General features: G+C 71.1%; 28 protein-coding genes. 11 read left to right on the plus strand and 17 right to left on the minus strand.

Translation table 11 applies throughout. The features are described from left to right. Positions 1–291 (plus strand): cation transporting ATPase C-terminal domain-containing protein (locus tag ABZ193_RS37785; RefSeq protein WP_354713460.1); only part of this gene is annotated, 291 nt, incomplete at its 5' end. A gap of 1 nt (position 292) precedes the next feature. On the opposite strand, the gene ABZ193_RS37790 is transcribed toward ABZ193_RS37785, so the two are convergent. The 6 genes from ABZ193_RS37790 to ABZ193_RS37815 all read right to left on the minus strand — a co-directional run bounded on the left by ABZ193_RS37790 (position 293) and on the right by ABZ193_RS37815 (position 4433). Further along, the gene (locus ABZ193_RS37790; RefSeq protein WP_237339899.1) at positions 293–958 is read right to left on the minus strand and encodes a hypothetical protein; all 666 of its coding nucleotides are present in this window, start codon (positions 956–958) and stop codon (positions 293–295) included. After that, a complete protein-coding gene (locus ABZ193_RS37795; RefSeq protein ID WP_237339900.1) occupies positions 955–1542 on the minus strand; it encodes a hypothetical protein in 588 nt (195 codons plus the stop codon). The genes ABZ193_RS37790 and ABZ193_RS37795 overlap by 4 nt, the downstream gene beginning before the upstream one ends. Beyond that, the gene (locus ABZ193_RS37800) at positions 1539–2087 is read right to left on the minus strand and encodes a hypothetical protein (RefSeq protein WP_237339901.1); all 549 of its coding nucleotides are present in this window, start codon (positions 2085–2087) and stop codon (positions 1539–1541) included. Before ABZ193_RS37800 ends, ABZ193_RS37795 begins: the two co-directional genes overlap by 4 nt. Before the next feature lie 177 nt (positions 2088–2264). Further along, complete coding sequence (locus tag ABZ193_RS37805; RefSeq protein ID WP_020421576.1) at positions 2265–2930, minus strand: GntR family transcriptional regulator; 666 nt, start codon at positions 2928–2930, stop codon at positions 2265–2267. 3 nt (positions 2931–2933) lie between these two features. After that, positions 2934–3650, minus strand: a complete 717-nt coding sequence (locus tag ABZ193_RS37810; RefSeq protein WP_020421575.1) for a maleate cis-trans isomerase — start codon at positions 3648–3650, stop codon at positions 2934–2936. A 42-nt stretch (positions 3651–3692) separates the two neighbouring features. After that, positions 3693–4433 (minus strand): Asp/Glu/hydantoin racemase, encoded by a 741-nt coding sequence (locus tag ABZ193_RS37815; RefSeq protein WP_020421574.1) that lies wholly within the window; start codon positions 4431–4433, stop codon positions 3693–3695. A 90-nt stretch (positions 4434–4523) separates the two neighbouring features. Between ABZ193_RS37815 and ABZ193_RS37820 the strand changes: the two genes are divergently transcribed. From ABZ193_RS37820 to ABZ193_RS37830, 3 genes are all read left to right on the plus strand, one after another. Next, complete coding sequence (locus ABZ193_RS37820; RefSeq protein ID WP_354713462.1) at positions 4524–5519, plus strand: D-2-hydroxyacid dehydrogenase; 996 nt, start codon at positions 4524–4526, stop codon at positions 5517–5519. A 10-nt stretch (positions 5520–5529) separates the two neighbouring features. Beyond that, the gene (locus ABZ193_RS37825) at positions 5530–6924 is read left to right on the plus strand and encodes an amidase (RefSeq protein WP_020421572.1); all 1395 of its coding nucleotides are present in this window, start codon (positions 5530–5532) and stop codon (positions 6922–6924) included. Positions 6925–7491: 567 nt separating this feature from the next. Beyond that, entirely contained in the window at positions 7492–8466 is a 975-nt protein-coding gene (locus ABZ193_RS37830; RefSeq protein ID WP_354713463.1) for an aldo/keto reductase, read from the plus strand. A 36-nt stretch (positions 8467–8502) separates the two neighbouring features. On the opposite strand, the gene ABZ193_RS37835 is transcribed toward ABZ193_RS37830, so the two are convergent. Further along, positions 8503–9867 (minus strand): wax ester/triacylglycerol synthase family O-acyltransferase, encoded by a 1365-nt coding sequence (locus ABZ193_RS37835; RefSeq protein WP_020421570.1) that lies wholly within the window; start codon positions 9865–9867, stop codon positions 8503–8505. A gap of 93 nt (positions 9868–9960) precedes the next feature. On the opposite strand from ABZ193_RS37835, the gene ABZ193_RS37840 reads away from it, so the two are divergent. Together ABZ193_RS37840 and ABZ193_RS37845 are read left to right on the plus strand one after the other, a co-directional pair. Beyond that, positions 9961–10962 (plus strand): glutathione S-transferase C-terminal domain-containing protein, encoded by a 1002-nt coding sequence (locus tag ABZ193_RS37840; protein WP_354713464.1) that lies wholly within the window; start codon positions 9961–9963, stop codon positions 10960–10962. Positions 10963–10984: 22 nt separating this feature from the next. Further along, complete coding sequence (locus ABZ193_RS37845; protein WP_354713465.1) at positions 10985–12628, plus strand: thiamine pyrophosphate-binding protein; 1644 nt, start codon at positions 10985–10987, stop codon at positions 12626–12628. 1 nt (position 12629) lies between these two features. On the opposite strand, the gene ABZ193_RS37850 is transcribed toward ABZ193_RS37845, so the two are convergent. The 3 genes from ABZ193_RS37850 to ABZ193_RS37860 form a co-directional block, all read right to left on the minus strand. Beyond that, positions 12630–13049 (minus strand): hypothetical protein, encoded by a 420-nt coding sequence (locus ABZ193_RS37850; RefSeq protein WP_354713466.1) that lies wholly within the window; start codon positions 13047–13049, stop codon positions 12630–12632. A gap of 329 nt (positions 13050–13378) precedes the next feature. Beyond that, positions 13379–14350, minus strand: a complete 972-nt coding sequence (locus tag ABZ193_RS37855) for a zinc-binding dehydrogenase (protein WP_354713467.1) — start codon at positions 14348–14350, stop codon at positions 13379–13381. 231 nt (positions 14351–14581) lie between these two features. Next, positions 14582–15199 (minus strand): flavodoxin family protein, encoded by a 618-nt coding sequence (locus ABZ193_RS37860; protein WP_020421564.1) that lies wholly within the window; start codon positions 15197–15199, stop codon positions 14582–14584. Between the two features lie 104 nt (positions 15200–15303). Here ABZ193_RS37860 and ABZ193_RS37865 point away from each other — a divergent pair, with 104 nt between their 5' ends. Beyond that, positions 15304–15495, plus strand: a complete 192-nt coding sequence (locus ABZ193_RS37865) for a DUF2795 domain-containing protein (protein ID WP_020421563.1) — start codon at positions 15304–15306, stop codon at positions 15493–15495. A 49-nt stretch (positions 15496–15544) separates the two neighbouring features. Here the strand turns inward: ABZ193_RS37865 and ABZ193_RS37870 are convergent, their stop codons facing one another. From ABZ193_RS37870 to ABZ193_RS37880, 3 genes are read right to left on the minus strand one after another with little or no spacing between them, the layout of a single operon-like run. Then, complete coding sequence (locus ABZ193_RS37870) at positions 15545–16375, minus strand: alpha/beta hydrolase (protein ID WP_237339908.1); 831 nt, start codon at positions 16373–16375, stop codon at positions 15545–15547. A gap of 31 nt (positions 16376–16406) precedes the next feature. Next, entirely contained in the window at positions 16407–17636 is a 1230-nt protein-coding gene (gene styA / locus ABZ193_RS37875) for a styrene monooxygenase subunit StyA (RefSeq protein WP_237339909.1), read from the minus strand. 16 nt (positions 17637–17652) lie between these two features. Further along, a complete protein-coding gene (locus ABZ193_RS37880) occupies positions 17653–18144 on the minus strand; it encodes a flavin reductase family protein (protein WP_237339910.1) in 492 nt (163 codons plus the stop codon). Positions 18145–18226: 82 nt separating this feature from the next. Here ABZ193_RS37880 and ABZ193_RS37885 point away from each other — a divergent pair, with 82 nt between their 5' ends. After that, a complete protein-coding gene (locus tag ABZ193_RS37885) occupies positions 18227–18946 on the plus strand; it encodes a helix-turn-helix domain-containing protein (protein ID WP_237339911.1) in 720 nt (239 codons plus the stop codon). 37 nt (positions 18947–18983) lie between these two features. Beyond that, positions 18984–19436 (plus strand): MarR family transcriptional regulator, encoded by a 453-nt coding sequence (locus ABZ193_RS37890; RefSeq protein WP_237339912.1) that lies wholly within the window; start codon positions 18984–18986, stop codon positions 19434–19436. Here ABZ193_RS37890 and ABZ193_RS37895 read toward each other — a convergent pair. The 3 genes from ABZ193_RS37895 to ABZ193_RS37905 all read right to left on the minus strand — a co-directional run bounded on the left by ABZ193_RS37895 (position 19433) and on the right by ABZ193_RS37905 (position 21150). Further along, entirely contained in the window at positions 19433–20263 is an 831-nt protein-coding gene (locus ABZ193_RS37895; protein WP_255346897.1) for a PaaX family transcriptional regulator C-terminal domain-containing protein, read from the minus strand. The two genes, ABZ193_RS37890 and ABZ193_RS37895, sit on opposite strands and share 4 nt — an antisense overlap. Before the next feature lie 115 nt (positions 20264–20378). Further along, complete coding sequence (locus tag ABZ193_RS37900) at positions 20379–20606, minus strand: hypothetical protein (RefSeq protein WP_020421556.1); 228 nt, start codon at positions 20604–20606, stop codon at positions 20379–20381. A gap of 118 nt (positions 20607–20724) precedes the next feature. After that, positions 20725–21150 carry a helix-turn-helix domain-containing protein gene (locus ABZ193_RS37905; protein WP_237340308.1) on the minus strand — a complete coding sequence of 142 codons (426 nt, stop codon included), beginning with the start codon at positions 21148–21150 and terminating at the stop codon, positions 20725–20727. 46 nt (positions 21151–21196) lie between these two features. On the opposite strand from ABZ193_RS37905, the gene def reads away from it, so the two are divergent. Then, the gene (def, locus tag ABZ193_RS37910; RefSeq protein WP_237340307.1) at positions 21197–21844 is read left to right on the plus strand and encodes a peptide deformylase; all 648 of its coding nucleotides are present in this window, start codon (positions 21197–21199) and stop codon (positions 21842–21844) included. Here def and pepE read toward each other — a convergent pair. Further along, the gene (gene pepE, locus ABZ193_RS37915; RefSeq protein ID WP_020421553.1) at positions 21813–22523 is read right to left on the minus strand and encodes a dipeptidase PepE; all 711 of its coding nucleotides are present in this window, start codon (positions 22521–22523) and stop codon (positions 21813–21815) included. The genes def and pepE overlap by 32 nt on opposite strands. Before the next feature lie 94 nt (positions 22524–22617). Here pepE and ABZ193_RS37920 point away from each other — a divergent pair, with 94 nt between their 5' ends. After that, positions 22618–23049: a TIGR03667 family PPOX class F420-dependent oxidoreductase gene (locus tag ABZ193_RS37920; RefSeq protein WP_237340306.1), complete on the plus strand. Its 432-nt coding sequence runs from the start codon at positions 22618–22620 to the stop codon at positions 23047–23049. The last annotated feature ends 121 nt before the right edge of the window (positions 23050–23170 follow it).

A 23170-nucleotide genomic window follows, 5' to 3' on the forward strand; every position in this document is an offset into this window, starting at 1 on the left:
TGGATGCTGGCGCGGGCGACGGGCCGCGGCCGCCGGGCGAGCACGGTCGCGCTCGCCGGGCTGGTCGGCACGCAGCTCGGGCAGACGCTCCTGACGGGCGGCTGGAACCGGTCGGTGCTGGCGACGTCGCTCGGCTCGGTGGCCCTGCTCGCGGCCGTGATCCAGACGCCCGGGGTCAGCCAGTTCTTCGGCTGCACGCCGCTCGGCCCGATCGGGTGGGGGATGGCGCTGGGCAGCGCGGGCGCGGCGACGGCACTGGGCGCGGTGGTCGGGCGGACGATCGAGGGCTGAGTCAGGCGCGGGTGAGCGCGGTGGCGAGCATCTGCCCGACGCGCGGCAGGTCGGTCTCCATCTGAGCGGGCGGGACGGCCGGGTTCTTGTCGCCGACGACGTAGGTCGCCACCGTCGCCGCGTTCTGCCTGGCGAGGAGCAGGATGCAGACCCGGTTGAAGCCGAAGGAGTCCGTCGTGTCCCCGCAGAAGGCGGTTTGCTCGTCGGCGCCGACGAGCGGCGGCAGCGGGACCCGGACGGCTCCGGGTAGCTGGATGCAGCCCCGGAACGTGCGCGCCTGGGACACGGCGGTGGGGCCGCTGGGGCCGCGGTAGGACGCGGTCATGACGAAAAGCGTCGCGCCGTGGTCGAAGCTTCCCGAAGCCGCGGTGCCGTACTCGGCGGCCTGGATGGCGACGTCCGAGGGCAGGTAGCTCGGGCAGTCGTAGATGAACTTGTAGTGCGAGTTCTCCGATTCGATGAACGGCAGTGGCGGGGACGACCAGTGCAGACCCAGCTGGGCGAGTTCGGGGTCGGTGGGCATGGCGCCGACGAGCCGCTGCTGGAGATCGTACTTGGACACGACCGGCCCGGTGCCCGGCCCCGGAACGTCCGCGGTGCCGGCGATCTCGGTGCTGCACCCGGCGAGGACGAGCACGGCGGCGAGCAGCGCCGCGAGGCGCCTCACGCCCGGCTCACGGCGGTGGGCAGCAGGGCCGTCAGCGCGGTGAGCGCGTTCTGGGCGGTGGTGCGCACCTTGCCCGGCGCGTTGCCGGTGACGTCGAGGACCGCCGCGGTGACCAGGTCGCCGTGCGCCATCACGAGGACGCAGGTGCGCTCGTCGAAGGCGGATTCGGTCTCCGTGCAGGACGCGGCACCGGGCGCGAACGGGACTTCCACGCCCTTCGCGCAGCCCGTCCGGAACTCGCCGACCACGTCCACGGCGCCGTCGTACTGGGCGGTGACCTGGCGCAGGCTGACCCCGGCGGACAGGATGTCCCCGGTGTACCAGTTGTTCTGCTGCGTTTGGACGATGTGCGCGTCGGAAGGCAGCGTGCAGGCGCCGATCAGCTGCTTCGGGCCGTTCTGCGGCGCGGCGGCCGAGGTGAACCCGATCCGGTGCGCCTCGTCTGCCGTGAGGAGCGTCGCGCGGACCGGCGCCGGGTCGGGCGGCGCTTCCGAAGTGGACGGAGGCGGCGGCGGGGCCGGCGAGGCGGGCGCCGAACAGCTCACGAGCAGGACGAGCAGAGCGGCGAGCGCGATGCGGTTCACGCGCGCTCCAGACCGTGCGCCAGCTCCGCCGCCAGCCGCTGCGTGAAGGCCCTCGCCGACTCCTGTTCGGCGGCGTCAGCGATGCCGAGGTAGCGGAACTCGGCTGCCGCGGCGAGGTCCTCCCGCGCCTCGGCCAGGAAGCAGTAGTACATGTCGTAGTCGCCGAGGGTGCAGAACGCGGCCGCGGCGTCGACGCCGGGCGCGGGCGGAACCTCCACCGGGTCGACCTTCCCGCTCCCGATCTCCGCGCGGCACGCGGACACCCGCTGCACCTCGGCCACCGCGTCGGCGGCGTCGATGCCCTGGTACTGGACGGACAGTTCGTCCAGCGCGTAGTGGTCGCTCTGCCAGGTCTGCTGCTCGGCGCGCACGATCTTCGCGTCCGTGGCCAACGGAGTGGCGCACCCGGCCACGAGCGCGAACTTCTTGTTCTGCGACGGCATGAACGGGACCGGTCCGCCAGGCGACTCGAGCTCCAGCGACGTGCCCTGGTCCTCGGTGAGCATCGTTGCCGCCAGCCGGGCCTGACCGCTCGGCTTCGGCATCTCGGACACCGAAGTCGGCGCGGCCGGACCCGCTGCCGAACAGCCGCTCAACGCCAGTGCAGCCGCCAGTGCCCAGAACCGCACGCGATCCTCCCCGTTCCACCGCGTCGCGCGCGGACGAAACCAAGATCGCGAGCCTCGGGCTTCCCGTTACAGCGCAACGGGAAGCCGGACAATTCAGGCGTGCAGGCTGGTCCCCGGGGCGAGGCGCTGCACCGCGTCCTCCATGTGCGCCTCCAGTAGCGACACCGCGAGCTCCTCGTCGCCGGCGCCGATCGCCTCCGCGATGCGCTTGTGCTCGGTCACCCGCTCCTCGTTCGTCGCGTACGTGCGGTGCAGCGCGGACAGGCACATCCGCGTCTCGATGAGCAGCGTCCGCGCCATCCGCCCGAGCCGCTTGGACCCCGAGGCCGCCACCAGCTCCTCGTGGAACCGGACGTCCGCGGCCGACACCTCGTCCCCGTCGGTGGCCGACGCCATCTCCTCCACCGCATCCAGCAGCCGGACGGCCAGGCCCTCCCGGTCACCGTGCCGCAGCACCCGGATCAGCGCGGCCCGCTCGATGGCGAACCGCGCCGAGTAGATGTCGTGCACGTCGTCCGGTTCGAGGTCGATCACGAACAGCCCGCGGTGCCGCTCACTGCGCAGCAGGCCCTCCGACACCAGCCGCTGCATCGCCTCGCGCAGCGGGCCGCGGGACACCTGGAACCGGCCTGCCAGCTCGGTCTCCCCGAGCTGCGTGCCCGGCGCGAACGTGCCGTTCATGATCGCCTCGCGGAGCTGCCGCGCGATGATCGCCGCGGTCGACTCCCGGCTCACCGGTTCGATGTCGGCCAGGGCCATGGTTCACCTGCCTTCTGCGAACAGTCTGCCCAGCTGTTCGCACCGGGGCACCTGGCCGGTCAGCCGGAGCCCTTCCCAGATCGTCACCTGGTTCGCGGTCAGGACCGGCTTGCCCAGCCGCTCCTCGATCGCGCCCAGCACACCCAGCGTGCGCATCGCGGTGTCGGGCACCAGCACGGCGTCCGCCGCCGGGTGATCATGCGCCACCGCCAGCTCGACGACCGCCTCGGGGCTCAGCCTGCCCACCTCCGCGGCCGTGTCGATGTCCTCGCTCGACATGGCGACCACCTCGATGCCGCCCGCGCCGAGGAACTCCACGAACAGCTTCGCCACGTCGTCCGGGTAGCTCGCGGCCACCGAGACCCGCTTCAGACCGAGCGCCTGCGCGGCCCGGACGAACGCGAACGACGTGCTCGACGCCGGCTTGCCCGCGGCGGCCGACAGCTTCTCCACCTGCTCGTGCGCGCCCTGCCAGCGGTAGACGAAGCTGCCGCTGGTGCACGCCCACACCACGGCGTCCGGCTCGTGCTTGGCGAGCAGCGCGGCGCCCTCGGCCAGCCGCTTCTCGCTGCCCAGGTCGAGCAGCTCAGGCACGGCGTGCAGGTCGGTGCCGTAGATGTGCTCGACCGGCAGCGAGATCCGGTAACCCAGCAGCCGCTCGGCGAACGGGTAGTCGTCCTCCGCGGCGTGGTCCGGGTAGATGAAGCCGACGGTCGCCATGCACAAACCTCCCAAATTGTAGACAATCCTACGTTACGGTGTTCAGGACACTTCGCGCAGCCACTTGCCGGGACCGACGATCGGCAGCTCCATGCGTCTCAGACAAGCCCACATCGTGAGCTGGTTCGCGGTCAGCACGGGCTTGCCCAGGGCCACCTCCAGCGGTTCGATCACGTCGTACGTCGGGAGGTTCGTGCAGCTCACGAAGATCGCCTCGGCGTCGGGGTGGTCGGCGCCGAGTATCCGCTCGGCGATCGTGCGGTAGCTGACCTTCCAGATCCCGCCGCCGAGCCCGAGGTGGTCGCTGGAGACGGTGTCCACGTTCAGCTCGGCGAGGAAGTCGTGCAGGCTCGCCGTCAGGTCCGCGTCGTAGGGGGTGATCACCGCGACCTTGTGGACGTCCAGCAGGTGCAGCACCTCGGCCAGCGCGCCCGACGTGGTGACCGCGTCCGGCGCGCCGGCGTCGCAGATCGCCTTGCACAGGGAGCGTTCGTAGTCCAGGCCGTTGACGAAGCTGCCCGACGTGCACAGGTACGCGACCACCTCGGGCTCGACGTGCAGCACGTCGCGGGTGGCGGCGGCCAGGTGCTGGTGGTTGCTGACCAGCTGGGCCATCTCCATGCTGACCGGCACCGGTTCGTAGGGCGTGCGGGCGAGGTGCAGCGACACCTCCATCGGGATCCAGCGCCAGAGCTCGCGCTCCAGCGCCAGGTCGAAGGGTGCGATGACTCCGATGCCTCGCTGCGCCAGTGGCCCGTCGAAGACAGGGAAGTCGAAATCCAAGGCTCAGCCTCCGGGACGTTCTGAAGGAAGCCTCCGGGGTGGCTCCTCGGATTGTTGACAATCATACGACCGGCTCTTACCGTGTCAACGGTGATCGGTACTGAGAATCCGGTGCTGGCGGTGTTGTGCGGTGAAGACCAGGCCCGGGACCTCACCGAATCGCCGGCCATGCAGCGCATCGCTTCGACGGCCGTCGTGCGTTACACGGGCGAGGCCGGCCTGGCCGACGCGCTCCGCGGCGCCGACGTCCTTTTTGTCCACGACTTCCTTTCCCGTGCGGTGCCGGAGGCCTGGCACGCGGCGGACCGCCTGCGCTGGCTGCACATCGCGAGCGCCGGGGTGGACCCGGTGATGTTCCCCGGGATGCGGGACAGCGACGTCGTGCTCACCAACTCGCGCGGCGTGTTCGACGACTCGATAGCGGAATACGTCCTGGGGGTGATCCTCACCTTCGCGAAGGACCTGCACGGGTCGCTCGACCTGCAGCGTCAGAGCCGCTGGCAGCACCGCGAGACCGAGCGGATCGCCGGGCGCTCGGCGCTGGTGGTGGGCACCGGGCCGATCGGCAGGGCGATCGCGCGGATGCTGCGCGCCGTCGGGATGAGCGTCTCGGGTGCCGGCCGCCGGGCGCGCTCCGGGGACCCGGACTTCGGGGACGTGCACGCGTCGGACCGGCTGGTGGAGCACCTGCCGGCCTTCGACTACGTCGTCGCCGTGGCGCCGCTGACCGAGGAGACCAAGGGCCTGTTCGACGCCGCGGCGTTCGCCGCGATGAAGCCGACCGCGCGTTTCGTCAACGTCGGCCGCGGCGAGCTGGTGGTCACCGGCGACCTGGTCGAGGCCCTGCGGACGGGGCGCATCGCGGGCGCCGCGCTGGACGTGTTCGACACCGAGCCGCTGCCCATCGACAGTCCGTTGTGGACGATGCGGAACGTGCTGGTCTCGCCGCACATGTCCGGTGACTTCATCGGGTGGCGGGACACGCTGGTCGAGGTGTTCGCGGACAACTTCCACCGCTGGCAGACTGGCGCCCCGCTTCGTAATGTCGTGGACAAGCAGCTGGGGTACGTGCCGTCCGATCGGTGAGGAGTTCACCATGAGCACCCTGTTGACGGCGAGTGAGCTGGTCGCCGCCTACTCGACCGGCGAGATCAGCCCCGTCGAGGCGACCGAGGCCGCGCTGCGCTCGATCGAGGAGCGGGACAGGGAGTGCAACGCGTTCTGCCTGGTCGACCCGGAGGTGGCCCGCGAGGGCGCCAAGGCGTCGGAGGCGCGGTGGCGCGAGGGCAACCCGATCGGCTCGCTGGACGGGGTGCCGACTTCGATCAAGGACATGTTCCTCACCCAGGGCTGGCCCACCCTGCGTGGTTCGACGTGCGTCGACCGGGACCAGCCGTGGGAGGTGGACAGCCCGGTCACCGCGCGGCTGCGGGAGAACGGGCTGGTGCTGCTCGGCAAGACGACCACGCCCGAGCTGGCGTGGAAGGGCGTGACGGACAACCCGCTGACCGGGGTGACGCGCAACCCGTGGAACCCGGCGAAGACGCCCGGCGGGTCCAGCGGTGGCAGTGGTGCGGCGGTCGCGGCCGGGATGGGTGAGCTGTCGGTCGGGACCGATGGTGGCGGGTCGGTGCGGATCCCGGCGTCGTTCTGCGGGATCGTGGGGTTGAAGCCGACATACGGTCGTATCCCGTTGTGGCCGGCGAGCCCGTTCGGGGCGTTGTCGCATGCCGGGCCGATGGCGCGGTCGGTGTCGGACGTGGCGTTGTTGCTCGACGTGCTGGCGCTGCCGGACCACCGGGACCCGAACGCGCTGGAGCCGCCGCTGGGCGCGTACCGCGAGGCCGTGCGGCGGGACGTACGGGGCCTGTACGCCGCGTTCTCGCCGACGCTGGGTTGGGCCAGGGTGGACCCGGAGGTGCGGCAGATCGTCACGTCGGCGGTGGCCGCGCTCGACGAGGCCGGGCTGCGGGTCGAGGAGGCCGACCCGGGTTTCGCCGACCCGCGGGAGGCGTTCGACGTGCTGTGGTCGACCGGCGCCGCGCAGTGGCTGGACACGTTCCCGGCCGGCTGCGAGGCGAAGATCGACCCGGGCCTGCGGCAGGTGTGGGAGCAGGGGAAGACGTACTCGGCGTCGGACTACCTGGCGGCGAACGCGGAGCGCGCGGCGCTGGGCATCCGCATGGGCGAGTTCCACACGCGGTACGACGTGCTGATCACCCCGACGGTGGCCGTCCCGCCCTTCGAGGCTGGGTTTGACGTGCCGCCGGGCAGCGGAATGAGCGGCTGGCCGGACTGGACGCCCTTCACGTACCCGTTCAACATGACCCAACAGCCGGCGATCAGCGTCCCGGCGGGGACGACGGCGGATGGGCTGCCGGTGGGGTTGCAGATCGTGGGGCCGCGGCACTCGGATGACCTGGTGCTGGCGGTGGCGAGGCTGTTCGAGGAGGTCCGTCCCTGGCCGACGGACCGACCCGCTGGACGGTGAGTTGGGCGGCCTGCGGTTTGGTGGGCTGGGCGGCCGGCTGGGCGGTGAATGGCTCGTTCATCGCCGCGCGACCTGCATCTTTCATCGCGTCGCGAGTGGCGCGTGCATGAGTGGACCTCTCGCCGAACGATGAACGGTCCGTTCATCGCTGCGCGAGCTGCACCTGTCGTCGACCCGCCGGTGGCGCCTGTGTGAGTGGGCCTCTCGCCGAGGCGTGAATGGTCCGTTCATCGCGGCGCGAGGTGCCCTGTCGTCGAGTCGCGAGTGGCACCCGCACGAGTGGACCCCTCGCCGAGCGATGAACGGTCCATTCACGCCGGGCGAGGTGCCCTGTCGTCGTGTCGCGGGTGTCGCGTGCATGAGTGGGCCTCTCAGCGAGTGATGAATGGCCCGTTCATCGCGGCGCGAGGTGCCCTGTCGTCGAGTCGCGAGTCGCACCCGCAAGAGCGGTCCACTCGCCGAACCATGAACGACCCGTTCACCCACCACCAAAATCCACAAAGGACCCCAAACCACCCACGCCAGCTCCACGATGCGCCCCACCGCGCCATGTGCTGTCCTTGAACCATGCGGAGAACCACTTTGGGCAAGAGCGGACTCGACGTCTCCCGGATCGCGTTCGGGACCTGGCAGCTCGGAGGCGACTGGGGCTCCTTCGACGAGGACGCGGCCGTCCAGGCCATCCAGCACGCACGTGAGCTCGGCGTGAACTTCTTCGACACCGCCCAGGCGTACGGCTTCGGCAAATCGGAGGCCCTCCTCGGCCGCGCCCTGCGGGACGAGCTGAAACGCGACCGCGACAGCCTCGTGATCGCCACCAAGGGCGGCATCAACCCGGGCAGCGACCGGCCCCGCGACGCCCGCCGCGACTGGTTGCGCAAGGGCGTCGACGAGAGCCTGCGCCACCTCGGCCTCGACCACATCGACCTGTACCAGGTCCACTGGCCCGACCCGGACACCCCGGCCGAGGAAACCGCCCAGGCACTCCAGGAACTCGTCGACGCGGGCAAGATCCGCCACGTCGGCGTGTCCAACTACGACACCGCGCAACTGGCCGCGTTCGACCGCACCCGCCCGGTCGAGACCCTGCAGCCGCCCTACCACCTGTTCCGCCGCGCGATCGAGGACGACCCGCTCCCGTACTGCCGCGAGCACAACATCGGCGTCCTCGTCTACAGCCCGCTCGGCAGCGGCCTCCTCACCGGCGCCCTCAACCCGCGCACGACCTTCGAGCCCGGCGACTGGCGCGCGAACTCCAGCGCTTTCCAGGGTGCGAACTTCCAGAAGAACCTGGAGGTCGTCGAGCAGCTGAAGAACCTCGCGGCCGAGAAGGGCGCCACGGTCAGCCAGCTCGCCATCGCCTGGACCCTGCACCAGCCGGGCATCCACGTGGCGATCGTCGGCGCGCGGCGGGCCCGCAACATCGAGGACAGCGTCGCCGCGGCGGATCTCGACCTCACCGGCGACGACCTGGCCCGCATCGAGGAGATCACCTCGCGTGGCGTCCAGGTCGAGGGCGCCAGCCCGGAGGGCGTGGCCTGACCACCGGCGGGGGCCGCGCGCCGGCCCCCGCCCGCGTCAGCGCGCGGCGAACTCCAGTTCCTCCAGCGCCGTGTCCAGGTGCGTCAGGATCCGCTGCAGGTGCGGCACCGACCGGCGGCACCCGGTGATCCCGAAGTCCAGGTTGTCCCCGTTGTTGGTCAGCGTGATGTTGAGCGCCTGCCCATCGAGCAGCACCGACGCCGGGTAGATGCCGTCCAGCTTCGCGCCGTTCCAGTACATCTGCTTGCGCGGCCCGGGCACGTTCGAGATCACCAGGTTGAACGGCGGACGCGTGTTGTTCACGAACCCGGGCACCGGCGAGATGCCCAGCTGCGCCACGTTGATGCCGGACAGCAGCAGCGCCTGCAACGGCGTCAGCTCCTTGAAGATCCGCTTCGCCTCGCGCATCGACTGGTGGATCGTCATCAGCCGGGACGCCGGATCCGGCTTGTCGGTGCCGAGGTTGCACAGCACCGCGCCGATCTGGTTGCCCGCGGCCTCACCGGTGTCGGTCGGCTTGCGCATCGACACCGGCACCATCGCGACCAGCGGCGCGTCCGGCAGCGCGCGCTGCTCGATGAGGTAGTCCCGCAACGCGCCCGAGCACATCGCGAGCACCACGTCGTTGCGGGAGGTCCCGGTGGCGGTCGCGATCGCGCGCACCCGCCCGAGCGGCCAGGACTGCGCGGCGAACCGGCGCGCACCGCCGATCGGCACGTTGAAGATCGTCTTCGGGGCCTGCATCGGCAGCAGCAGCGTGTGCTCGCGGAAGGCTTCCCGCGCCACCTTCGCCGCCGCCGGCGCCATTCCGGCGATCTGCTTCAGCGAACTCGTGCCCATCCGCAGCAGTGACCGTGCGTTACGCGGCGGCTTGCCGCGCGGCACCTGACGCGAGCCCCACGGCGGCGGGCAGCTGCGGTCGTCCGGGTCGTCGGACAGCGTGCCCTGCAGGTGCCGCAACGCCGAAACACCGTCCATCAGCGCGTGGTGCACCTTGCTGTACATGGCGAACCGGCCGTCCTGCAGGCCTTCGACCAGGTGGATCTCCCAGAGCGGGCGGTGCCGGTCGAGCAGCGTGCTGTGCCAGCGCGACGTCAGCTCCAGCAGCTCCCGCACCCGGCCCGGGTACGGGAGCGCGGAATGCCGGAAGTGGTAGTCGAGGTCGAGGTCGTCGTCGCTCGCCCAGGCGGCGTAACCGAGCGTGTTCACGGGGCGGGCGACGCGCTGCCGGAACAGCTGCCGCACGTCGGTGTTCTTGACCAGGTCCTCACGCAGGCTGCGCAGCCAGGTGTGGTCGGCGCCCTCGGGAGTCTGGAACAGCTGCAGGCCGCCGACGTGCATCGGGTGCTCGCGGCTTTCCACCAGCAGGAACATCGAGTCGGTGAAGGGCATCAACGGCATCGGTGACCACCTTCCGTCCAGGGCGCTGGTGTGCCCAGGGTCATTGAGTCTACGCGTACTGCTACGGCCCGGAACACAATCTACGCTGAGGGAATGACCATCCCGACGGACCCGGAAACCGGCGAGTTCAAGCGGGCGCCGAACCGCTTCACGGCTCGGATCACGGCCGACGGCGCGGACGGCTGGCCCGCCGAGGCGGGCCGGTACCGGCTCGTCGTCAGCCGCGCGTGCCCGTGGGCCAGCCGCGCGCTGATCGTGCGCAGGCTGATGGGGCTGGAGGAAGCGCTGTCAGTCGCGATCGCCGACCCGATCCAGGACGAGCGGAGCTGGCGGTTCACCCTCGACCCCGGCGGCCGCGATCCCGTGCTGGGCATCGAGTTCCTCGGCGAGGCCTACCGTGCCGCCGACCCGGACTACGACGGCGGCATCAGCGTGCCCGCGATCGTCGACATCCCCAGCGGCAAGCTGGTCACCAACGACTACCCGCAGATCACCCTCGACCTGGACACGCAGTGGGGCGCCCACTACCGCGACGGCGCGCCGGACCTGTACCCCGAGGCGTTGCGCGACGAGATCGACGAGATCAACCGCTCGGTGCACCGCGACGTCAACGCCGGCGTGTACGAAGCGGGGTTCGCGACGAAGCAGTCCGCCTACGACGACGCGTACCGGCGCCTGTTCGCACAGCTCGACGAGCTGTCCGAGCGCTTGGCGGGCCAGCGGTACCTGGTCGGGGACACGATCACCGAGGCCGACATCCGGCTGTTCACCACGCTCGTCCGCTTCGACGCGGTCTACCACGGGCACTTCAAGTGCAACCGGAACAAGCTGACCGAGATGCCGGTGCTGTGGGCGTATGCGCGGGATCTGTTCCAGACGCCCGGTTTCGGCGACACCGTGGACTTCGACCACGTCAAGCGGCACTACTACCAGGTGCACGAGCAGGTCAACCCGACGCGGATCGTGCCGAATGGTCCGGACCTTTCCGGGTGGGCGCAGCCGCACGGGCGCGCCGACCTGGGCGGACGGCCCTTCGGCGACGGCACCCCGCCCGGACCGCCGCCCCCGGACGAGGTCGTGCCCCCGCAGTGGTGACGGGGTGCCATACTCTGACGGCGTGACGAAGACCGGCGCCCAGCACCTCGTGGACGCGCTGCTCGAGCTCGGGGCCGAGGTCGCGTTCGGCCTCCCGGGCGTGCACAACCTGCCGATCTGGGAAGCGCTCGCGGACAGCCCGCTCCGGCTGATCGGCGTCCGGCACGAACAGACCGCCGGGTACGCCGCGGACGGGTACGCGCGGGCGACCGGCAAACTCGGCGTCGCGATCGTGACGACCGGACCGGGCGCGGCGAACACGATCGCCGCGGTCGGGGAGGCGATGGCGTCCGGCTCGCCGGTGCTGGTGATCGCCACCGACATCCCGGCGGGACTGCGGCGGCCGGGCATGGTGCGCGGTGTCCTGCACGAGACGAGCGACCAGGCCGCGTTGTTCGCGCCGGTGACGAAGGCGGCGTTCACCGTCGAGACGCCCGGGGACCTGGCGCCCACGGTCCTGCGCGCCGCCCGGCTGGCGTTGCGGCCGCAGAGCGGTCCGGTGTACGTCGGTGTTCCCACGGATTTCCTGCGGCACAACGGTTTCCGCGGCCCGGACCCGGAACCGACCGAGGCGTTCCCGGCGCTGGCCGTGTCGGATCTCGACGCGGCGCGGCGCATGCTGGCGATGGCGTCGCGGCCGCTGATCTGGGCGGGCGGCGGCGCGGCCAGGGCCGGTGCGGGAGAGGTGATCGGGCAGCTGGCGGAGAAGCTGGCCGCACCGGTGATCACGACGTTCGCCGCGCGTGGTCTGCTGCCGCCCGCGCACCCGTGTGCCGCGCCGAACCCCGTGCACGCGCCGGAGGTGGGCGCGCTGTGGGACGAGGCCGACGTGGTGCTCGGCATCGGCACCGACTTCGACGGCCTGATGACGCAGAACTGGCTCATGCCCAAGCCGCCGAAGCTCATCGTGATCAACGTCGATCCTAAGGACGCGGCCAAGAACTACCCGCCCGACATCACCCTGGCCGGCGACGCGCGGGACGTGGTGCCCGAGCTGCTGCAGGGGTTGCCGGCCCGGCCCGGGCTCGCCGAGCTGACCGAGCGGCTGCAGCGGATCTCCGAGCAGGTGCGCCGCCGCATCCGCAGCGAGGAGCCGCAGGCCGCGGATTTCCTGCGCACGCTGGAAGAGACGCTGCCCGAGCGCGCGATGCTGGTGGCGGACATGTGCATCGCCGGTTACTGGGCGGGCGGCTTCCACCGCGTGCGCGCGCCGCACCGGTTCGCGTACCCGATGGGCTGGGGCACGCTCGGGTTCGGGTTCCCGGCCGCGCTGGGCGCGGCGGCCACCGGCGCGGGCCGGGTGGTGTGCGTCAGCGGCGACGGCGGTTTCCTGTACGGGTGCGGCGATCTGGCGACGCTGGCGCAGGAATCGCTGCCGGTGACGGTGATCATCGTCGACGACGGCGGGTACGGCATGCTCCGGTTCGACCAGGACCGGGAGGGCCTGCCGCACCGCGGGGTCAACCTGCACACGCCGGATTTCGTCGGACTGGCCCGGTCTTTCGGCGTGGACGCCGGGCGGGTGGAGGGTTTCGGCCGTGCTTTCCGGCGGCTGCTCGGCGAGTTCGTGCGCAGCGACGAGCCGAACGTCCTGGTGGTGCGTGCGTCGTTGAAGCCTCCCGTGAACACTTCGCCCCGGTGGTACCGGGCCATGCGGTCGCGTTGAGTCAAGCCGGATGGGGCAGGTTCGCCGCCGCGAGCTTGGCCGGGTCGGTCACGACCGCGATGTCCACGATCCGCCCGTCGGCGACGGTGAACGCGATGATCGAGAGCGGTGCGTCATCTTCGCTCCAGGCGACGAAGCCGGGGCGGCCGTTGACGAGCACCGCGCGTCCGCGCGCGGCCGCGGACAGCCGTGCGCCGGCGGCGACCCGGCGCGCCACCCGGGTCGACCGGTTGTCCGGCGGCCGCTGGGTGCGACCACAGGATGATCTTGACCGGGCTGCCGGGCACGCCCACGGTGAGGAAGCGTCCGTCCGGGCCCGGGTAGTCGACGCCCCGCTCCAGCCCAGTTTCTCCGTGTAGAACTTCAGCGCGCGGTCCTGGTCGGTCACGTAGACCGTCGCGGACATGATGTTCGTCAGCACCCTGTTCTCGACCTCGTCCTCGTCCGACGACCTCGGTTTCGGGTCGGCACCGGTATGACGGGTGGCGACGGGAAGACGTAACAGGCGCGATGACCAGGCAGCGCGCCGCCGGCCGCCGCGGCTGGGGAGGCGCGGGCGGCGGGCGCGGGCAGTCGCGGGCGGGCCAGTGCTGTGGGTGGTGCGTCGAGTCGCCTGCGGCCGGTGCCTCCCGGTGGCAGCAACCGGCGGGCCAGTGCCGTGGGTGGTTCGGCGGCTGGCCTTCTGTCACCGGCTGCGTGCCGGTGGCAGCAGTCGCGCTGGATCTGGCGTGGGTTTGTCGGCCGCTGGGGTCAGTTGTTCCGGACCACCACCTTTCCGGTGGCCTGGTTGGTCTCCATGTAGGTGTGGGCCTCGACGATCTGCTCCAGCCGGAACACCCGGTCGAGGTTCGGCTGGTACGCGCCGCTCGCCACGCCGTCGACGATCGCCTGCAGCGCGCCGCCGCCGGCTGTGCCCCGGATGTCGTTGCTCTGGAAGGCCGTCAGCTTCGTGCCCGACGGGATCGCCGCCACCGGCTGGAAGTCCGGGATCGCCCACTTGCCGCTCAGCATGCCCGTCACGCACACCGTGCCGCCGCGCCTGACCAGCCGCAGCGACTCCGGCACCGTTGGCGCTCCGACCAGGTCCAGCACGAAGTCCGGGCCGTCCGGGCACAACGCGCGGACGTCGGCGCCGATGTCCCCGCCGTCCACCACCACGTGCGACGCGCCCGCCTTCTCCAGCGCCGCCACCTTGTCCCGGTTCCGCGTCGTCGCGATGGTCACCAGCCCCCGTTCCCGCGCCAGCGACAGCATCGCCATCCCCACCGACGACGTCCCGCCGCGGATCAGCAGGCTCTGCCCCGGCGACACCGGCCCGAACGCCTCCAGCGCCCCCCACGCGGTCAAGTACGTCTCGGGCAGCGCGGCGAAGACCTCCCACGGCAGATCGGTCTCCACCGGGATCAGCAGATCGTCCGGCAGCAGCGCGTACTCCGCGTACCCGCCGTCGAACTCCCGGCCCATCTCGCCCATCACCGCGGCCACCTTGGTGCCCGGCGCGAGCCGTGCGGACTCCGCGACCACGCCGACGCACTCGATGCCCAGCACCCGGGGGAACCGCACGTTCGGCGAATGCCCCTGCCGGGTCATCAGCTCCGACCGGTTCAGCCCGAAACCCTCGACCCGCACCACGGTCCAGCCGTCCCGCGCCTCGGGCACCGGAACTTCCCGCACCCGCAACACTTCCGGCCCGCCCGGGCCGTCCACCACAACCGCTCGCATCTCCGCCCCCTTCCGGACACCGCGAACACTAGCGAGGGGGTACGACAATTCCGGGGCGTCAGCGGCGGACTGTCACCCGGGTGGGTGCGCCGGGTGGGTTCGCCGTGTGGAACGGGATGAGCAATGGGGTGAGTGGTTCACAGTCTTCGCCGGGGGCGGTTTTGCGGTCGCGTAAGGGCGGCGGCGCGACTGGGCCAGGAGCCGGGTCAGGCGCGCAGCCGCCCGGGAACCTCAGTCTTCGCCGCGTGAGACTTGTGCCGGGATCGGGCGGTCGCGCAGGGCGGCGGCCACCGCGTAGAGGTTCTTCGCCATCAGGCCCGCCACCTGGTGCACGTACTGGTGCCCGTGGTCGGTGTCGCTGTAGCTCGGGCCCGGTCCGGGGCCCATGTTCCAGTACACCCAGGCCTGCCCGGGGATGGTGAAGCCGATGTCGCCGAGCGCGCCGTTGATCTCGCTGATCACGTGGTGCGCGCCGTCCTCGTTGCCGGTCACGACCACGCCCGCGACGCGGTTGTATGCAACCGGTGTACCGTCGTCGCCCGTCTCGGACAGCATCGCGTCCATGCGTTCGATCGCCCGCTGCGCTACCGACGAGGGGTGCCCGACCCACGTGGGTGACGCCATGATGAGGATCTCCGAGTTCAGGATCTCCTCGCGGATTCCGGGCCACTCGTCGCCGTCGCCCATGTCGCTGCTGACACCCGGCTTGATGTCGTGGTCGACCAGCCGGATGGTCCGCACGTCGGCGCCGAGCTCGCGCAGGCCTGCCGCCACGACCTCGGCCAGCGCGTCGGTGTTCGACGGCTCCGGCGAGGGCTTCAACGTGCAGTTCAGGATGGTCGCGCGCATGGTGACGGGCTTCCCGTCGGGTCGATCCCCGAAACAGGGCGAGTGACGGCCCGATCGGTGGGTAGCCCCCGGGGCGACCGAGAGACAACAGGAAGGAGCAGGACATGGCTGCCCCGAACCCGATCCAGATGCAGAAGTTCCTGTCCGGCGTCGACTACCCGTGCACGCGGGACAAGCTGGTCGACCACGCGCAGAGCCAGGGCGCGCCGGACGACGTGCTGGACCACCTCCGCAAGCTGCCGGACCGCGAGTACGACGGCCCGAACGCGGTGAGCGCCGAATTCTCGCGCTCCTGACCCGAGACCGACGCGCGGCGCCGTGAATAGGCACGGCGCCGCGGTGGTGTCAGAACGCGTTCAGGTGCTCCAGGATCATCGCCGTCAGCACCTCCGGAACCTCCTCCGGGATCCAGTGTGTGACGTCCTCCAGCATCTGGAACGTGTACGGCCCGGTCACCCAGTTCTCGGTGTCCAGCGCCGCCGTCGAGCCGAGGGCGACGTCCTCCGTGCTCCACACGTACAGCGTCGGCACCGACACCTTGTCGATGGTCGCCCGCGGGCGGTTGGCCCGGTACCAGTTGAGCGCCGCGGTCAGCGCGCCCGGCTCGGACAGCCGCCGGATGTACTCGTCGACCCGGCTCTGGGGCACCTTCCACTCGAACATGCGCCGCAGGGCCTCGGCGTTGTTCGCGAGCATCTGCCGTTCCGTGGAACTGGACCGCCAGTCACGCATGTACTGCGACCGCATCTGCTGGTCCTCGTCCGTGCGCACGGCCTGGCCCAGCGCGCCGGGGTGCGGCGTCGACACCGCCGTCAGGGTCCGCAGCCGCTCCGGGTGCTCCGACGCCGTCCACCACGCGACGGCGCCGCCCCAGTCGTGCCCCACCAGGTCGAACCGCGACCACTCCAGTGCGTCGGCGATCGCCAGCACGTCCCCGACCAGCTCGTCCATGCCGTAGGAGGCCGCCTGCTCCGGCCGCACCCCCGGCGAGTAGCCGCGCTGGTCCGGCGCCACCGCGCGGAACCCCCGGTCGCCCAGCACCGCGACCTGGTACTCCCAGGAGATCGCCGCCTCCGGGAAGCCATGCAGCAGCAGCACGGGCCTGCCGCCGGCGGGCCCGGCCGCGATCGCGTCGAACGTGCCGGCCGCGGTCGGGATGCTCAGGTAATCCATCACGCCCGGAACCTTACGGCCTGCCACCGACAGTTCAGTCCGCCATCCCGTGCCCGGCCAGGAACTTCCGCACCCGTTCGGGCGACGCGAGGATGTCCCACTGGCGGTCCGGGTGGCTGAAGTTGTCGGTGAAGGTGTCCGCCACCGCCTGGTTCGCCGACATCGCGCCGAGCAGCTGCAGCAGGTGCGGGGCGGGCGGCACGCGGACCATCAGGTTGGTCCAGTCCGCCGTCGCGTGCACGACGTTCTCCCGCCGCAGCGCCACTTTCCGGCAGAACCGCTCGTCGAAGTTCTGGTCCTCCAGGATGGTCCGGCCCAGCTCCCACGCCGAGTACGACGCGCAGTTCGCGCCCTGGCCGACCACCGGGTCCACCACGGCGTGCGCGTCGCCGAGCGCCACGACGTACTTGCCGTTGGGCAGCCGCGTGTAGTCCTCCCGCACCGACGGCAGGACCCCGCCCTGCAGCAGGTCCTGCGGCCCGGTGAGCCGGAACTTCGCCGGGTCGATCCGCTCGAACGTCCGCGGGTGGTGCTGCCGCGTCTTCTCCAGCACCAGTTTCTCGAAGGCGGCCGGGTCGTCGTCGTAGCGCGCCTCGGCCAGCACCTCGGTGTCACCGCCGGGGATGTTCTCGAACAGCAGCGCGGTGACGTGACCGGCGAAGGAGAAGATCGGGATCTCCAGCAGCTCGCCGTTGCCGGGCGAGATGCTCATCGTGACGCCACGCGGTTCGGAGTGCGCGATGCCCTCGTAGAGCCCGACGCACAGCTTGCGCTGCGGGCTGTCGTAGGGCGATTTGTCCGCCCGGCGCGGGAACATCGCGCTCAGGCTGCCCCGCCCGGAAGCCACGACGACCAGGTCGTGGCGGTCGGACAGCTCCGCCACGTCCGCCGGCCCGACGGGTCGCACCTGGAAGTCGCCGCCGCGGTCGGTGAAGTCCGCCAGGATCCGCGGCAGGTAGATGCGGTAGTCCAGCGCGCGGGACGGCGCGGTGAAGAAACCGGGGAACGACAACGGGTCCGGCAGTCCGATGTAGTGGTGGTGGCCGAAGTAGAAGTACTCCTCGGCGTCCCAGTGGTCGATGCCGAGCAACCGCTCGCGCGCGACCGTCGTGTGGTGGTGCGCGACGCTGTTCGGCAGGCGGCCGCCCGCCAGTTGCTCCGCGGTCCGGTCGCTGTAGATGGTGACCGGGACGTCGTGCTGCCGCAGTTGCAGGCCCAGGTGCAGGCCGGCGATCCCGGCGCCGACGATGCCGATTCCCGCCATTGAGAACTCTCCTCGTTCAGTGCAGCGCGCGATAGGAACCGGTGAAGAAGACCAGCGGTTCGGCGTCCGAATAGGACAGACGGGTCACGCGGCCGAGGAACAGCAGGTGGTCCCCGGCCGGGTGCACCTCGACGACGTCGCAGCCGATGTGGCTCAGCGCGCCGTCCAGGAAGGCGAACCCGTCGCGGTGGTGGAACTCCGGGCGCAGCCCGGGGACCGGCTGCCCGGCGAAGTGCCGCGAGTGGTCCTGCTGGTCGCCGGCGAGCACGCTGACCGCGTAGCGCCCGGTGCGGCGCAGCAGACCGGCCATCCGCGACCGGCGCCCGAGCGACACCAGGACCAGCGGCGGCTCCAGCGAGACCGACAGGAAGCCGTTGGCGGTCATGCCGTGCACGTGCTCGCCGTCGACCGTGGTGACCACCGTGACGCCGCTGGTGAACCGCCCCATGGTGCGGCGGAAGTGCGCCGGGTCGACGGCCGGGTGGTCATCGAGCGACGTCTCGGGCACGACGAAGCCTCCCCAGGCAGCTCTGATATCGAGCGTTGATCGGTGTTCTGAGCTCGGTATGCGAGCAGCCTAGCGTGTTAGAGTGACGCGGGCAACGAAGGGGAGCGGGGTGGAGACCAAGCCGGGCGTTCGCGCGCAGACGCTGGACCGGGCGCTCGACGTGCTGGACGTCCTCGCCGACGGGCAGCCCCGCACGAGCCACCAGATCGCCGACGCGGCCGGGTTGCACCGCTCGATCGTCTACCGCATCCTGCGCACGCTGGAGGACCGCCAGCTGGCGCGGCGCACCGCTGAAGGCCGCTACACGCTGGGGCTCGGGCTGCTCGTCCTGTCGCGGACCGTCCTCGGCGACGCCCAGGCCCGCCTGCACGAGGTGCTCGGCGAGCTGGCCGACACCGTGGGCGCGACGGCGTTCTTCGCGGTGCCACGAGGTGGTCAGGTCGTCGCCGTAGTGACGGCCGAACCGGACCGCCGCCGAGCCGCCGTCGCCTACCAGCCGTGGACGCGGGCGCCGCTGGACCGCGGGGCGTGCGGCCTGGCCATCCAGTCCACCGGTCCCGCACATCCGGACGAGCGTCCTGAGGTGGGCTGGGCGCGGCAGACCGGGTACGTCCGCACGGTCGGCGAGATCCACGCCGGGCTCACCGAGATCGCCGCGCCCGTCCGGCTCGCGCACGGCGCCGCGGGCAGCGTCGCCGTGGTGTTCGTGCCGGGCGACGTGGACGAGGACCGGGCAGCCGAAGCGGTGCGGCGCACGGCGATCCGGCTGACGCAGCCGGAGTCCGAGGTCTGGGAGCTGTAGTTGACCTCCAGTCCGCTGGAGGTTCTACGGTCGGCTCGTGATCAAGGAATACACCGACGAAGTAGTGGCCGCCCAGCCCATCGGGGCGTGGAGCGGCGAGGCGTACCGGCTGGTCGTCGGTGCGCTGCGGGAGGCGCTCGCGGTCGAGGACCTCACCCAGCCGCACTGGTGGACGCTGAACCACGTCGCGGGCAAGCCGGGGGAGTGGACGCGCGAGGCGCTCGTCCGGCGCCTCGCCCGCTACGACGACCTGGGCATCGACTTCGATGCGGTCTTCGACGACCTCGTCGCGCGGGGCTGGCTGACCGAGCGGGACGGCCTGACGCTCACCGAAGCCGGCGAGGCCGGCCGCCTGCGGGCCCGCGACCGCAACGCGCGCGTCCACGAGCGGATGCACGAGGGAGTGGACCCCGCCGACTTCGTGACGACGATCAACGTCCTGCGGCGGATGGTCGCGAACCTCGGCGGCGACGGGAACCTGCCGGACTAGGCCGCTTCTTCCTCGCTCACCAGCGTGTCCCAGTGGCGCTGCGCGACCGGCCGCCATTCCACGTGCCTGCGGTGGAACAGTTCGGCCGCCTTGGCGCCGCTCCAGCCGTCGGGCAGCAGGCGGCCCGGCAGGCGCGGGTCGAGGAACGGGAAGCGCCGCCACTCGTGCACCAGGCGGGTCTGCGCGTGCAGCACCGCCTCGCCCGACTCGGGCGCCAGCGCGGCGAACTCGTCGATGAAGTCCTCGTAGCGCTCCTCCAGCGCCGTCAGGTCCCACGCCCGCGCGACCATCGCGTCCTCGTCGCCGATCCGGCCGTACGACGCGACGAACGACATCGCCTCCGCGTCCAGACCCAGCTCACGCACGATGGAGTTCGCCTCGTCCTGGCGGCTCGGGTCGGGGCAGATCCACACGCCGGGCGTCGGCGACCCGAACCCGGCCCAGGTCAGCCGCGTGCGCAGGCTGTGCCGCAGGTCCCGCTTAGTCTCGGGCACCGACACCAGCAGCATCAGCCACGTGCCGTCCCACGGGGTGTCCGCGCGGCCGAAGCCGTAGATGCGCTCGGCGCCCTCGGTCAGCAGCCGCCGTCCCGGCGCGGTCAGCGACCAGCGCACGCGCCGGCCCTGCCGCTGCGACACCAGCCAGCCCTCGGCCGCGGTGCGGGCCAGGGCCTGGCGGGCCGACTTCTCCTCGACGCCGAACATGCCGAGCACGTCGACGAGGGTGGAGGTCCACACCGGGCGGTCGCGGGGCAGCACGAACTCGCCGAGCACGGTCATCAGCACCGACCGCGCGCTCGTGTGGCTGACCTCGCGCCGCCTGCTCACGGTGGGGCGGGCCGTGGTGTCCGCGATCGCGCTCACCTCCCCGCACAAGCTGACCTCGACGCCATTGGCGTTGCTCAGGTTAGCCCACCCGGCACAGTTCGCCGTGCGCGGTAGGTCAATGGAGGAAATACGACAGGTCCTGCACCAAATCCCATTCGGCGCGGCGGGCCTCCGGTGGGCCCGTCCACGGTTCGTGAATGATCTGCTCGTCGCGGGCGCATTGCCCGCAAAGCGGGTGGCCCTGCGCGTCGAAACACCATTCCTCGTCGGCGGGGGTCTGCTCGTGGGGAACGAGGCAGCCGAAGCAGCTGTCCGCGGGGCGAAAATCGATGTGCGTTGTCATGATCGCATCCCGTCGCTCGCAGTTGCACCATGGTAGGCACGGGCCGGAGCGGTCACGAAGCATCGTCATCCGAATGTAGCAAACGGTTGTCTCGGCTGCTGAAACTCCGTTGAACCTTTTATTGACGGGTGCGGTTCACGGGCGCCAGAAACGCGGAGAAATTGACTTCGACCGGCCGGGAATCGGGATCCCCGGATGCGCGTTCCGGAAAACGCTTGATCAATTCTCGCACGGATGCGGTGAGTTCCGCCAGCTCGTGCGGAGTCAGGTGCAGGACGGCCGAGAAGCTTTGATCGTCCGGGTCCGGGGATTGCGCGGAATCCCAGCGCAGCCGCCACGGCTTGATTCGCCCCCGGCCGCGCGGCGCCTCTTCGATCAGGCCTGCCCGCGCGAGCTGCCGCAGGTGGAACGAGCACAGGCCGGAGCTGTACCCGAGGCGGCGGGCGGCCTCGTTCGCGGTGACGGTGCCCAGCTCGGCGAGCAGGTCCAGAAGCGCGACGCGGACGGGGTGGTCGGGCAGCTTCGACTCGGGTCGGTTCTCCACTTTGCAAAGTGTGCTACTTTGCAAAGTGCTTTGCAAGGAGGGGTGCATGGCCGTCTACGTGCAGGGGCAGCCGGTCGGCGACTGCCCGCGGGTGCTGCCGGAAGCCCGACGCGGGACGCCGCGGCGGATCACCGAGATCGGCGAGGAGATCCTGGCACGACCGTGCCGCGCGGCGGCGGAGTTCGGCACGCCGGAGCTGTCGGCCCTGATCGACGACATGTTCGCCACGCTGTACGTGGCCGAGGGCGCCGGCCTTGCGGCCAACCAGGTGGGCGTCGACCTGCGACTGTTCGTGTGGGACTGCTGGGACGAGTACGGCGACCGGCACATCGGCCACATCCTCAACCCGGTGCTCGACGAGGAGCCCGTCGACAGCAGGCGGCTGATCGAGGCGCCGGAGGGTTGCCTGTCCGTGCCCGGCCCGTACGCGAAGCTGCCGCGCGCCGACCACGCCGTCGTGCGCGGGGTCGACCAGGACGGGCAGCCGCTGGTCGTCGAGGGCCGGGGTTACTTCGCGCGGTGTCTGCAGCACGAGACCGACCACCTCGGCGGCGGCCTCTACGTGGACCGGTTGCCGTTGCGCAAGCGCAAGTCGGTGCTGCACGACATGGCCAAGTCGCGCGACGAGGTCCTGGCCCGCCGCGCCGAGCTGGCGGACGAGCTCAGGCGATCTCGCACGCTAGAAGGTCGCTGAGGTCCGCGTCCGGCCGCAACTCGGCGGGCTCGGAACCGCGGCGGAACAGGCGGGCGCCGGCGTCGTCGCCGCCCAGCGTGAGGGACCGGTCTTCGCGGCGCAGCCAGGTGCCTTCGCGCATTCCCAGCACCGGCACGTCGTTCTCCTCGAGGAACTGCTCGATGCGCTCCTCACGGGTCTCGCCCATGTGTGTGGATCCCGGCTGCGGGTCGAGGTAGTGCGGGTTGATCTGGAACGGCACGAACCCGGCCGCGTCGAACGTCGGCGGCTGCACGATCGGCATGTCGTTGGTGGTGCGGATGGTGGGGCAGGCGACGTTCGTGCCCGCGCTCGATCCGATGTAGACGGTGCCGTGCGCGACGCGGTCGCGGATCGGGGCGAGCAGTTCGCGGCGGTACAGTTCGCGCAGGAGCCGGAACGTGTTGCCGCCACCGGTGAACACGGCCTGCGCGGAGTTCAGCAACCTGATCGGATCGTCCTGGTGGGCGCCGGCGACCTCGATGCCGAACGGGGCCAGCGCCTTGGCGACGATCGCCGTGTACCCGTCGTGGTCGGCCAGCGCGAACGGCACGAACACCAGGCGGCGCACGTCCTGGAGCACTTCGCCCAGCGCGTCGGTCGCGTGCTCCAGGTATCCGCGTCCGGGCGCGGTCGAGTTGGACAGCAGCAGCAGACGCATCGATGATCCTTTCCGGCGCTCGATCCCCGAATGCCTATCACGGGCGGTGCGTGGAGTTGCGCCGGAAGTGAGCCCGGCCACTACGCTGGCGGACATGGCAGGTGACGTGCTCCCCGACCCGTCCAGCCCGTTCGGGCAGCGGGTGCGCGAACGGCTCGAGCACGAGCGGGTCGTCTGGCTCACCACGACCGGCCCCGACGGCACCCCGCAGCCCAACCCGGTGTGGTTCGTGTGGGACGACGGCGGCTTCCTGGTCTACAACCTCGCGCACGCCAAGCGGCTGTCCCACATCCGCGACCGGCCGCAGGTGACGCTCCACTTCAACAGCGACGAGCAGGGCGGGGACGTCGTGGTGTTCCGCGGCCTGGCCCACCCGGCCGACACGCTGCCCCCGGCCCACGAGAACGCCACGTACGTGGCGAAATACCGGGAGGCGATGGAGTCGGTCAGCGGCAGCCTGGAGGAGTTCTCGAAGACGTATCCGCAGGTACTGCGCGTGCAGGTGAACGCGGTACGCGGATATTGAGGTCTGTGAACACAAGGTAGCTGGGTGGTCATCCCGTCGCCTGACACGTGACGATCACCTTGAGCCAGGGCCGCAACCTGCGCTGGGTCCGGCGGCCGAAAGCACAAAGCTTGCGGCCCTG

Origin of the sequence: Amycolatopsis sp. NPDC006125 (assembly GCF_040614195.1) — a bacterium.
Taxonomy (GTDB): domain Bacteria; phylum Actinomycetota; class Actinomycetes; order Mycobacteriales; family Pseudonocardiaceae; genus Amycolatopsis_E; species Amycolatopsis_E tucumanensis.